The following is a 12,208-nucleotide window of genomic DNA, read 5'->3' as shown; positions in this document are numbered from 1 at the left end:
GCGCAATCCCTTCATCTCCCGAGATTTGCCGCGGAATTTGCGCAAAACCGGTTCCCTCCCCCTCCGGTCATGCTCTAAGCTTCGGCGATGACTTGCCTGGCCATCCGGCGCCGGGCATCCGGAGAGCCCCATGGAATATGCAGACGCCCTGTCCAATGAGCTGGATCTGTCCAATCTTTGGATGCCGTTCACCGCCAACCGCCAGTTCAAGGCCGATCCGCGCCTGTTCGTCGCCGCCGAGGGCGTCTGGTTCACCAGCGCCGACGGCCGCAAGGTGCTCGACGCCAGCGCCGGGCTCTGGTGCGTCAATGCCGGGCATTGCCGCAAGGAAATCTCCTCCGCCGTCGAGCGCCAGATCCAGACGCTGGATTTCGCGCCGCCCTTCCAGATGGCGCATCCGCTGGCCTTCGAACTGGCGACGCGGGTCGCCGCGCTCGCGCCTGACGGGCTCGACCGGGTGTTCTTCACCAATTCCGGCTCGGAAGCGGTCGATACGGCGCTGAAAATCGCGCTGGCCTATCACAAGGCGCGCGGCGAGGGCGGCCGGGTGCGCTTCATCGGCCGCGAGCGCAGCTATCACGGCGCCGGTTTCGGCGGCATGTCGGTCGGCGGCATCGTCAACAATCGCCGGGCGTTCGGCGCGCATCTGCTCACCGATCATCTGCCGCACACGCACGACCTCGTCCGCAATGCCTTCTCCAAGGGTCAGCCCGAGCACGGCGCCGAATTCGCCGATGCGCTGGAGAACATCATCGCGCTGCATGGCGCCGAGACCATCGCCGGCGTCATCGTCGAGCCGATGGCGGGATCGACCGGCGTGCTGGTGCCGCCGAAAGGCTATCTCGAGCGGCTGCGCGCCATCTGCGACAAGCACGGCCTGCTCTTGATCTTCGACGAGGTCATCACCGGCTTCGGACGGCTCGGCGCGCCTTTCGCCGCGACCAAATTCGGCGTGACGCCCGATCTGATGACCATCGCCAAGGGCCTGACCAATGCCGCCATCCCGATGGGCGGCGTCATCGCCAAGCGCGCCATCCACGACGCGCTGATGCACGGCCCCGAGCACATCATCGAGCTGTTCCACGGCTACACCTATTCCAGTCATCCGGTCGCCTGTGCCGCCGGCCTCGCCGCGCTCGACATCTATGCGCGCGAGGGGCTGTTCGAGCGCGCCGCCGCCATCTCCGGTTTCTGGCAGGAGGCGGTGCATACGCTGCGCGATCTGCCCCATGTCATCGACATCCGCAATATCGGCCTCGTCGCCGGCATCGAACTGGCGCCCCGCCCCGACGCGCCCGGCAAGCGCGGTTACGAGGTGTTCACGGACTGCTTCAAGAGCGGGCTCTATCTGCGCGTCACCGGCGACATCCTTGCCATGTCGCCGCCGCTGATCATCGAGAAGAGCGAGATCGAACTGGCGGTCGGCAAGCTCGGCGAGGCGCTCCGGCGGGCGGCATAGAGCCGATCGTGATCTAAGGCAAAACCGGCGAGGCAAATCGATGCTCAACCAAGGTCGACGCGACCTTTTCCCAGAGATCCGTCCCTACCGGACAGGCGCTCTCGCCGTCTCCGACCTGCACCGCATCTATTTCGAGGAATGCGGCAATCCGGAAGGCAAGCCGGTTGTCATGGTGCATGGCGGGCCGGGCGGCGGCTCGAACCCGACCATGCGCCGCTTCCACGACCCGGCCCGCTACCGCATCATCCTGTTCGACCAGCGCGGCTGCGGCCGCTCGACGCCCTATGCCTCGCTCGAGGATAACACCACCTGGCACCTGATCGCCGACATGGAGGCGCTGCGGGTGCATCTGGGCATCGAGCGCTGGCAGCTTTGCGGCGGCTCCTGGGGCTCGACGCTGGCGCTGGCTTATGCGCAGGCGCATCCCGAGCGTGTCACCGAGCTGATTTTGCGCGGTATTTTCCTGCTGCGCCGGGCGGAGTTGGAATGGTTCTACCAGGAGGGCTGTAGCTGGATCTATCCGGACGCCTTCGAGGATTATCTGCGGCCGATCCCGCCGGAGGAGCGCGGCGACATGATCGCCGCCTATCACCGCCGCCTGATCGGCCCCGATCCGGCCGTCCAGTTGGAAGCCGCCCGCGCCTGGAGCGTCTGGGAGGGCACAACCTTATCGCTGCTGCAGGATCCGGGGCGCGTCAGCCGCTTCAACGAGGACAGCTACGCCTTGGCCTTCGCCCGGATCGAGGCACATTATTTTGTCAATAAGGGCTTCTTCGAGCGCGACGACCAGTTGCTGCGCGATGTTTCAAAAATCCGTCATCTGCCTGGGGTAATCATTCACGGTCGCTATGACGTGGTGACGCCGATGCGCAATGCCTGGGATTTGAAGCAGGCTTGGCCGGAGGCGGATCTGCGCATGGTGCAGATCGCCGGTCACGCCATGACCGAATTCGCCATCGTGCACGAGATCGTCGAGGCCGGCGACCGCTTCGCCTCGATGCAGGGGTAGGCGGCGGACCGGCCCTTAACCGAACAGGGGCCGGAGACCGGATGCATTTGGCGATCTTCGCGATTGCGCTCGCCGCGCTGAGCGCGCTCAACATCCTGCTGGCGCTGACCGCTTTTTCCGACACGATCAAACTCTGGCCCCTCCCGGCGAGAGACGCCTGGCAGGCCTATGTGTTCTGGCCGCTCTTTCGCGGCGGCCTGGGCGCGACGATCCTGTTCGGGATCTTGACCTTCGCCGGCGCGCATGGCCATGGCTGGGAGGCGCTGATCGGGGTGCCGATGGCGCTGGCCGGCTTGGCGCTGACCGTCTACGGCTATTTCGATCTCGGCATCGGCAAGACCTATGGCGGGGATGACGGCTTAGTGACGTCCGGCCTCTACCGCTATAGCCGCAACCCGCAATATGTCAGCTCGATACTGGGCTTTGCGGGCCTCGCCATCGCGGCGGATACGGAGCGGGCCGCGCTGCTCTGCCTGCTCGCGGCCGGCGTTTATGTGCTGCTCCCCTATGCCGAAGAGCCCTGGCTCGCGCGCCTCTACGGCGCCCGCTACGAAGCCTATAAGCGCGCCACGCCGCGCTTTCTCAGCCTGTCGAAACTGTTTGAGAAGCCGGTCGCGGCGGAGCGGTAGCGCTCCCGCTTCGAAATCCCCGCGAAGGCGGGGATCCAGTACGCCGCAGCGCCAGCGGTTGAGCAGAAAGCTAATTTCGAGTTTGTGAATACTGGATCCCCGCCTTCGCGGGGATTTCGCCTGAGAGTGCGGCGCGCGTCTCCGCACCATCCGCCCCCCCACAATGAGAAGCGGCGGTCCCGTTGCCGGAGCCGCCGCTCAAATCCTATTCCTTCCGCTGCCACCAGCCGCGCTTGGGTCCGCGCGGTTTCGGCGGCGGGGGCGGGCCGTCTTCGGCGTCGGCCTGGGCTAGCTCCGGCTCAGCGCCTTGATCAGACGCCAGCCCCTTGCTGCTGCCCTCATCAACGGGTTTCGAATGGTCGATGCCGTTGGGCTTGCCGGCGCCGTTGGCGGCGTAGGCTGGCCGCTGCTCGTCCGCGCCGGGAAACGGTGCGCTAGCAGGTTGAGGCGATGCCTCAGGTGTGCGCTCGGCGGGCTGCTCGGATCGGACCACGATCTGGGTCTGCTCAGGCTCGGGCTGCCAGATATCCTGAACCGGCAGGCGAGGCTGCTCGTCCGCGACCTGATAGGTCTCGGCGAAATCCTCCGATTCGGAGAAACCGGCCAAGGGTGCGTTCAGGTCGTCGCGCACATTCGTCTCGGGCTGATCGCTGCGCAGATTGCGGTGCTGGCGTCCGCCGCGACGGCCACGGCGGCGCGAGCGCCGGCGCTGGCCGCCCTCTTCACCACCGTCCGATCCCGCTTCCCGCCCGGCATCGGCATGGACTTCGCGCGGCGCGTCGCCCCCGACTTCCTCGATGGCGTCGTCGTCGTCATGCGCGTCGGCCGCGTCGTCATCGGCGACATTGCGGGCAAAGCTCTCGCGATTGTCGCCATCTTCGCGGCCACCGCGTCTGCGGCGGCGCTTGCGGCGCGAGCCACGGCGCGCATCCTCTCCGGATTCGGCCTGCTCCGCCTCGAAGGGCTGAATGATGCGGTCGGTCTGGGTGATGGCGGCGCTCGCCGGGCCCGTGACGGCCGCGACGACCGAGACCTTCTCGATGTAGAAATTGGCGCCATGCATCCGGTCACTGGCGGTGACGCTGACAATGACGCCGTGGCGCGCTTCGATGTCGTTCAGATAGCTGCGCTTCTGATTGAGGATGTAGAGGGCGACCTCAGTGGCGCAGACCGCGTTGAGATTGCAGGGAATGTTGGTGCGCAGCCAGTCTTCGAGCCCGCGCAGCACGGAGAGTGCGACGGACTCGGTCGAGCGGACGACGCCGGTGCCCTGGCAATGCTGGCATTGGCTGGTCGAGCCTTCGACCATGCCGGTGCGCAGGCGCTGGCGCGACATTTCCAGAAGGCCGAAATGGCTGATGCGGCCGACCTGGATGCGGGCGCGGTCGTTGCGCAGGCATTCCTTGAGCTTGCGCTCGACGGAGCGGTTGTTGCGCTTCTCCTCCATGTCGATGAAGTCGGCGACGATCAGGCCGGCCAAATCGCGCAGCCGGAGCTGGCGGGCGATTTCCTCGGCCGCTTCCATATTCGTCTTGAGCGCGGTTTCCTCGATCGAGAATTCGCGCGTCGACTTGCCGGAGTTGATGTCGATGGCGACCAGCGCCTCAGTCTGGTTGATGATGATGTAGCCGCCCGACGGCAAGGTCACCTGCGGGCTGAACATGGCGTTGAGCTGCCGCTCGACCTCATAGCGCGCAAAGATCGGCTCGGGGTCCTTATAGGGCTGGACGTTCTTGGCATGGCTAGGCATGAGCATGCGCATGAAGTCCTTGGCGTCGCGATAGGCATCGTCGCCGGCGACCAGCACTTCATCGATCTCGCGATTATAGAGGTCGCGGATGGAGCGCTTGATGAGGTCGCCCTCCTCATAGACGAGGGCCGGCGCGGTCGATTTCAGCGTCAGGTCGCGCACATTCTCCCAAAGCCGGAGAAGATATTCGTAGTCGCGCTTGATCTCGGTCTTGGTGCGCGCGGCGCCCGCCGTGCGGATGATGAGACCCATCCCGTCCGGAACGTCGAGTTCGCCCGCGATTTCGCGCAGGCGCTTGCGGTCGCCGGGGGAGGAGATCTTGCGCGAGATGCCGCCGCCCGAGCCGGTATTCGGCATCAGCACGGTGTAGCGCCCGGCGAGCGACAGGTAGGTGGTGAGAGCCGCGCCCTTGTTGCCGCGCTCTTCCTTCACGACCTGGACGAGAATGATCTGGCCGCGCTTGATGACTTCCTGGATCTTGTAGATGCGGCGGCGGCGGCGGTTGCGCTGGGGCAGTTCCTCGAGCGCGTCCTCGCTGCCGACGGACTCGACATGGTCGAGATCGACGCCCTCTTCGGCACCATTGCCATTGCGGTCGCGGCGTCCGTGACGCTTGGGCTTGAAGGCGGCCGGCGCATCTTCGGCGTCGTCATCCCTGTCGCCGTCGCCATCATCGTCATGATCCGCCGAGATGGTCTCGACATTGGATTCCGGCCAGTTCTGCAGGTCCGGCTGCTCCGAGCGGCTCTCGTCATAGAGGTCACCGGAATATTTCGCGGCCGGAAGCGCGGCTTCGAGCGCGGCCGTCTGCTGGCGCGGATCGGCCTCGTCGTCGCCCAGCCCCTCATCATGGTGATGATGATGGTGGTGGTCGTGATGGCCATCATGGTGATGATGGCCGCCGGCCTCATGCGTCTCCTCGCCCTGCGGCGCCGCGCCCGCTTCATGTTCGTGCGACGCGGAATGGCCCGCGCCATCTTCATAGGCGGCCGAATCGGCGCGTGTGTCGCGTTCCTCTTCGCGCTTCAGCGCCTGCCTTTCGGCCATCGGCAGCTGGTAATAGTCCGGATGGATTTCGTTGAAGGCAAGAAAGCCGTGCCGGTTGCCGCCATAATTGACGAAAGCGGCCTGGAGCGACGGCTCGACGCGCGTGACCTTGGCGAGGTAGATATTGCCGCGCAGCTGTTTGCGCGAGGCGGATTCGAAGTCGAACTCCTCAACCCGATGACCACGCAGCACCACCACCCGGGTTTCCTCCGGATGGGTGGCGTCGATAAGCATTTTGTTTCCCATTTTTTCTTATCTCCCGCGCGTCAGAGCGGCGGAGATCAGCAAGTTCGAAGGCTTGATCTGAGATTCGCATCCGCGTCATGACACGCATTGTTGGCTGACGCTCGGCGGTGCAGCGATCCAGCACGAAGCGATGCGCCAAGCCGCGCCCTGAGGCGAGGCTGGAGCGGCCGCTTGTACCGCGATGTTCGTGCATGGCGCGCATGTCAAAATCCGAGCGCGAGAGTTTCATCTTTATTCCAAAATGTCCGGGCGTCTCTGCGTCCGCGACATCCAAATTCCTAAACGTCGGTGCGCAGATTGAGCCGATTCGAAAGCGACAATCTACGCTGGCGTTCCCGCTGCGCCTCACTAGTCCGCGCTGGGAACGAAAAACCCTAGAAGGGGCCTTGCCGCCTCCCATCCTTGCGGGCGGGCGCGGCTTGCCGGGTGCCAATCTCTCGCTTGCGGGCTTGCCCAAAGGGGCGGTTGTGCAAAAACGAGACATTTGCTGTGGACCATTTGCGAGGATCCGGGCCGGCGCCTGACACAAATGCGGAGCGGGCTTACGCTTCTCGTCGCTGATCCTTGCGAGTCGACACTATTAATCATTGTCGCTACGCTCGGCAAGTGCGACCTGCATTGTCTCCCGTGAGTAGCAGTCAAATCACAACGTTACCTTAATTCTCGGCTTTATCATGCGCCGTGAAACAAGCATAGTGCCGATCGTTCATTGCCGCGACGGACGGGAGAGGGGTATCGAAGGTGACGAAGCATGCTGATACGGCAATGCCGGCAAAGCTTCTAATCATCGCCATCGCCGCTATTTTATTGGCATTCTCGCCCGCGCAGGCCGCCGGTGGCGGATCCTCGGCCGTGGCCAAGGACGCCCGCGTCGGCGGCGACCTGACGCGCACGCGATTTGTCGCCGACCTCTCCGAGACCGTCGATTTCCGCGCCTTCCTGCTCTCCGACCCATATCGGGTCATCGTCGACCTGCCGGAGGTCAAGTTCCTGATGCCGACCGGCATCGGCGCCTCGGGCAAGGGGCTGATCAGCGCGTTCCGCTACGGGCTGTTCGCGCCGGGCAAGTCACGCATTGTCATCGATGTGGTGGAGCCGGTGCTGATCGACAAGGCCTTCGTGCGCGCGGCCGAGAACGGCCAGCCGGCGCGGCTCGTCATCGATCTCGTCCGCACCACGCCCGCCGAATTCGACAAGCAGCGCAAGAGCCAGACCTTGCTGCGCTCGATGTCGCCGGGCGATTTCCAGACCAGCATGGAGGAGCCTTCCGACCCGGCCAAGGAGACGCCGGCTCCCGGCGGCGGCCCGAAAAAGAAGCTCAAGCCGGTGATCGTGCTCGATCCCGGCCATGGCGGCGTCGATCCCGGCGCCATCAGCCCGGGCGGCCAGTATGAGAAGAACGTCGTCTTCGCCTTTTGCAAGGTGCTCAAGGCCAAGCTGGAGGAGACCGGCCAGTACCGGGTGCTGATGACGCGCGAGGAGGATATTTTCGTCCCGCTCGATTTGCGGGTCGATTCGGCACGCAAGGAGCAGGCCGACCTGTTGATTTCCGTCCACGCCGACGCGCTCGACCTGAAACATCCGCTGCTCGGCGGCAAAGTCGCCAAGGATGTGCGCGGCGCCAGCATCTATACGCTGTCCGAGGACGCCTCGGACGACCTGGCCAAGATCATCGCCGCGCGGGAGAATCGCTCCGACGTGCTGGCCGGCGTCGAGCTGCCCGGCGCCACCGACGACGACCTCGCCAGCATCCTCATCGATCTGATGCACCGCGAAACCAAGAACCTGTCCGTCACCTTCGCCAAGCAATTGCTGTCCAGCATCCGGGGCCAGATGGAAATGACCGGGAGTCCCCACCGTTTTGCCAATTTTAAAGTCCTAAAAGCCCAGGACGTGCCCTCGGTGCTGCTGGAGCTTGGGTATTTGAGCAATGTGGATGATGAAAGTGCCTTGACCTCCGACAAGTGGCGGACAAAGGTATCCGACGCGATCGTGGATGCCATCGGCGCCTTTTTCGCCAAACGCATGGTTAGCGTGCCCGGCTAGCGCCCGGCCCGGACATTTCGCCGTCCGTTGATCTTTGACACACAAGCCAGGCTGGAACAGAACCCACTCATGCAGCGACCCGCTCCCATCATGCCGCCGCCCGTGAAGCCCAAGCGTCGGAAGAGCATTATGTTGCGCCTGCTCGGCTTCGCCTTTGCGGCGGGCGGTATCCTGTTCATCGTGGCGGCGGCGGTCGCCTCCTATTTCCTCTGGCAGATTTCGCGCGATCTGCCCGATTACGAAGGGCTGGCCAATTACCAGCCGGGCGTGATGACGCGCGTGCATGCCGGCGACGGCAGCCTGATCGGCGAATTCGCCCGCGAAAAGCGTCTCTACGTGCCGATCGGCTCGATCCCGAAATCGGTGATTAATTCCTTCGTCTCCGCCGAGGACCAGAATTTCTACCAGCATAATGGGCTGGACTTCCAAGGCATCGCCCGCGCCGTGCTGACCAATTTCGCCAAGGCGGCGAAGGGCGGCGGTGCGCGCATGGAAGGCGCCTCGACCATCACCCAGCAGGTCGCCAAGAACTTTTTGCTCACCAATGAGCGCAGCATGATGCGCAAGGTGAAGGAAGCCATCCTGGCGGTGCGCATCGAGCGCGCCTTTCCGAAGGAGAAGATCCTCGAGCTCTATCTGAACGAGATCTATCTCGGCATGGGCTCCTACGGCGTCGCCGCCGCTGCGCTCAACTATTTCGGCAAGGAGCTGAAGGACCTGAATATCGAGGAGGCGGCCTATCTTGGCGCGCTTCCCAAGGCTCCGAACAATTACCACCCCTTCCGCTACGCCGACCGCGCCATCGCGCGCCGCAATTGGGTGATCCAGCGCGTTGCCGATGACGGCCACATCACGCAGGAGCAGGCCAAGCAGGCGCAGGCCGCCCCGTTCAAGATCAGCCCCCGCCCCTTCGGCGCCGCGCAATTCGCCGCCGAATATTTCTCCGAGGAAGTGCGGCGCACGCTGATCGACCTCTACGGCGAAGACAATCTCTATGGCGGCGGCCTCTCGGTGCGCACCACGCTCGATCCCAAGATCCAGCTTCTCGCCCGCAAGGCGCTGCGCGACGGACTTGTCCGCTATGACCGCAAGCAGGGCTATCGCGGCCCGATCAAGAAGATCAGCCCCGCCGGCGATTGGGGACCGGCGCTTGCCGAATTGGATTCGCTGGCCGATCTCGATCCCTGGCGGCTCGGCGTCGTGCTGGAGGCGAGCGCGGACCGCGCCACCGTCGGCGTGCGGCCGGGCAGGACCGCCAACGGCCAGGTCGACAAGAAGCGCGAGACGGTGATCGTGCCGCTGAAGAACGTTTCCTGGGCACGCCCCGCCGAGGGCTCCGCCAAGGGCAAGGTGAAGCTCGGCAAGCGGCCCAAGGCGGTCAGCGACGTGCTTTCGCCGGGCGATGTGATCTATGTCGCTCCCAAGGAGGAAGTCGCCGCCGACGACGATGAAGAGGACAAGGAGGACGCCGGCACCGCCGAGGGCTGGCGTCTCGTGCAGGTCCCCGAGATCGAAGGCTCGATGATCGTCATGGACCCGCATACCGGCCGCGTGCTGGCCGATGTCGGCGGTTTCAGCTATGCCGGCAGCCAGTTCGACCGCGGCATCCAGGCCAAGCGCCAGCCCGGCTCGTCCTTCAAGCCGATCGTTTACGCGGCGGCGCTGGACAATGGCTATACGCCGTCGAGCATCGTCGTCGACGGGCCGCTGGCGCTCGAACAGGGGAACGGCCAGGCCACCTGGAAGCCGGAGAATTACGAAAACAAGTTCTACGGCCCCTCGACCCTGCGCCTTGGCCTCGAGAAGTCGCGCAATCTGATGACGGTGCGCCTCGCCCAGGATCTGGGCATGCCGCTGATCGCCGAATATGCGCGCCGCTTCGGCGTTTACGACCAGCTCATGCCCCTCCTTTCCATGGCGCTCGGCGCCGGCGAGACGACGCTCTTGCGACTGGTGACGGGCTACTCGTCCTTCGCCAATGGCGGCAAGCAGGTGCAGGCGACGCTGATCGACCGCATCCAGGACCGCTACGGCAAGACCATCTGGCGGCATGACAATCGCGAATGCCCGGCCTGCAACGCCGAGGATTGGCATGGCCAGGACGAACCGCAACTGGCCGACAGCCGCAAGCAGATCATCGACCCGCACACCGCCTATCAGATGACCTCGCTGATGGAAGGCGTCGTCAAGCGCGGCACCGGCTATAAAGTCTCAAAGGTCGGCAAGCCGCTGGCCGGCAAGACCGGCACCTCCAACGACGAAAAGGACGCCTGGTTCGTCGGCTTCTCGCCCGACCTCGTCGCCGGCGTCTTCGTCGGCTTCGACAATCCCAAGCCGATGGGCAAGGGCGAGACCGGCGGCGGCATCGCCGCTCCGATCTTCCGCGATTTCATGAAATGGGCGCTCGAAGACAAGCCGGCGACGCCGTTCCGCGTGCCGCCCGGCATCAAGCTGGTGCGCATCGATGCCAAGACCGGTATGCGCGCCCAGCCCGGCGCCACCGAACGGACCATCTTGGAAGCCTATAAGCCGAATGAAGAGCCGCTGGACCCGTTCTCCTTCGTCACCTATCCCGGTGCCGATCTGAGCGGGCAGGGCGGCGGCACCGCTCAGCCGGATACCGGCTTCAGTGTCGGCGTTGGCGGGGTCGGCGGCGCGCGTCAGCCCCAGGCCGGCGGTCTCTACTGACGAGCGTATCGACACCTATATAGAGACGGGCGGCTGCCTTTTTCGCCAAAGGCGGCGCCCGCTTTGTTCTTTTCACCGGAGCCATCAACATGCGTGCTGAAACGCAGGCCGTCATCGACCAGATCCGCGAGTCCCTGTCCCTGCTGCGGAGGCATCTTTGACTGGGATAAGGCCAATGCGCGGCTGAAGCAGCTCAACGCTCTCGCCGAAGACCCCGATCTGTGGAACGAGCCGCAAAAAGCCCGCTCGGTCATGCAGGAGCGCCAGCAGCTCGAGGAGTCGATCCGCTCCTATGCCGAGCTGGAAAGCGGCCTCATCGACAATATCGAGCTGATCGGGCTCGGCGAGGAGGAGGGCGACCAGTCCGTCATCGCCGAGGCGGAAGCGGCGCTGCTCGCGCTCTCCCGCGTCGCCCAGAAGCGCGAGGTCGAGGCGCTGCTCTCGGGCGAGGCCGACGGCAATGACGCCTATCTCGAAGTCCATGCCGGCGCCGGCGGCACCGAGAGCCAGGACTGGGCGCAGATGCTCTTGCGCATGTATATGCGCTGGGCCGAGGACCGCCGCTTCAAGTCGGAGCTCTACGAAAGCAGCCCCGGCGAAGAGGCGGGCATCAAATCGGCGACGCTGCTGATCAAGGGACCGAACGCCTATGGCTGGCTGAAGACCGAATCCGGCGTGCATCGGCTGGTGCGCATCTCGCCCTATGATTCGAACGCCCGCCGCCATACCAGCTTCGCTTCGGTCTGGGTCTACCCGTCCATCGACGACACCATCAATATCGAAGTGAACGAGGGCGATTGCCGCATCGACACCTACCGGGCGAGCGGCGCCGGCGGCCAGCACGTCAACACGACGGACAGCGCTGTGCGCATCACCCACATCCCGACCGGCATCGTGGTGCAGTGCCAGAACGAGCGCTCGCAGCATAAGAACAAGGCGTCCGCCTGGGGAATGCTGAAGGCGCGGCTGTACGAGCTTGAGCTGAAGAAGCGCGAGGAAGCCGCGCAGGCGCAAGCCGCCGGCAAGACCGAGATCGGTTGGGGCCATCAGATCCGGTCCTATGTGCTGCAACCCTATCAGCTCGTGAAGGATCTGCGCACCGGGGTGGAGAGCACCAACCCGCCGGCCGTGCTGGATGGCGAGATCGACGCGTTTGTCGAAGCCGCGCTTGCCCAGCGCATCCGTGGCGGCGGCCCGGCGAAGGTCGAGGATTTGGCTTAGCCGGTTGAGTCCTCTCTTCCTTGGCGGATCATCGCAAAACTCGACAATTTGCTCCGTTGCCCCGGCCGTTAGGGCCGGGGGCTACCCGCCTCTCCGCAAGCACGGTGCTGGCT

General features: G+C 64.7%; 7 protein-coding genes. 6 read left to right on the top strand and 1 reads right to left on the bottom strand.

The genetic code is table 11. The features are described 5' to 3' along the window. Positions 1-130: 130 nt before the first annotated feature. Genes BLEFHOIH_RS06135 through BLEFHOIH_RS06125 form a run of 3 tightly spaced genes read left to right on the top strand, consistent with a single transcriptional unit; the run spans position 131 to position 3,097 of the window. Positions 131-1,459, top strand: a complete 1,329-nt coding sequence (locus BLEFHOIH_RS06135; protein ID WP_088343638.1) for an aspartate aminotransferase family protein — start codon at positions 131-133, stop codon at positions 1,457-1,459. Between the two features lie 40 nt (positions 1,460-1,499). Beyond that, positions 1,500-2,468, top strand: a complete 969-nt coding sequence (pip, locus tag BLEFHOIH_RS06130) for a prolyl aminopeptidase (protein WP_088343637.1) — start codon at positions 1,500-1,502, stop codon at positions 2,466-2,468. A 41-nt stretch (positions 2,469-2,509) separates the two neighbouring features. Next, positions 2,510-3,097 (top strand): PEMT/PEM2 methyltransferase family protein, encoded by a 588-nt coding sequence (locus BLEFHOIH_RS06125; protein ID WP_088343636.1) that lies wholly within the window; start codon positions 2,510-2,512, stop codon positions 3,095-3,097. A gap of 205 nt (positions 3,098-3,302) precedes the next feature. On the opposite strand, the gene BLEFHOIH_RS06120 is transcribed toward BLEFHOIH_RS06125, so the two are convergent. Beyond that, positions 3,303-6,140: an Rne/Rng family ribonuclease gene (locus tag BLEFHOIH_RS06120; protein ID WP_088343635.1), complete on the bottom strand. Its 2,838-nt coding sequence runs from the start codon at positions 6,138-6,140 to the stop codon at positions 3,303-3,305. A gap of 765 nt (positions 6,141-6,905) precedes the next feature. Here BLEFHOIH_RS06120 and BLEFHOIH_RS06115 point away from each other — a divergent pair. The 3 genes from BLEFHOIH_RS06115 to prfB all read left to right on the top strand — a co-directional run bounded on the left by BLEFHOIH_RS06115 (position 6,906) and on the right by prfB (position 12,095). Continuing rightward, on the top strand, positions 6,906-8,186 hold the full coding sequence (locus tag BLEFHOIH_RS06115; RefSeq protein WP_088343634.1) for an N-acetylmuramoyl-L-alanine amidase: 1,281 nt from the start codon (positions 6,906-6,908) through the stop codon (positions 8,184-8,186). 129 nt (positions 8,187-8,315) lie between these two features. Next, positions 8,316-10,874: a penicillin-binding protein 1A gene (locus tag BLEFHOIH_RS06110; protein ID WP_245296887.1), complete on the top strand. Its 2,559-nt coding sequence runs from the start codon at positions 8,316-8,318 to the stop codon at positions 10,872-10,874. An 89-nt stretch (positions 10,875-10,963) separates the two neighbouring features. Beyond that, a protein-coding gene (gene prfB / locus BLEFHOIH_RS06105; protein ID WP_125461605.1) for a peptide chain release factor 2 occupies positions 10,964-12,095 on the top strand; the annotation gives its coding sequence in 2 pieces (ribosomal slippage) (positions 10,964-11,032 and positions 11,034-12,095; 1,131 coding nt in all). Positions 12,096-12,208 lie beyond the last annotated feature (113 nt).

This window comes from Rhodomicrobium sp. R_RK_3, assembly GCF_002198715.1.
Lineage (GTDB): Bacteria > Pseudomonadota > Alphaproteobacteria > Rhizobiales > Rhodomicrobiaceae > R-RK-3.
The sequence above is the reverse complement of the archived record's forward strand: the minus strand, read 5'-3'. Positions and strand labels throughout refer to the sequence as shown.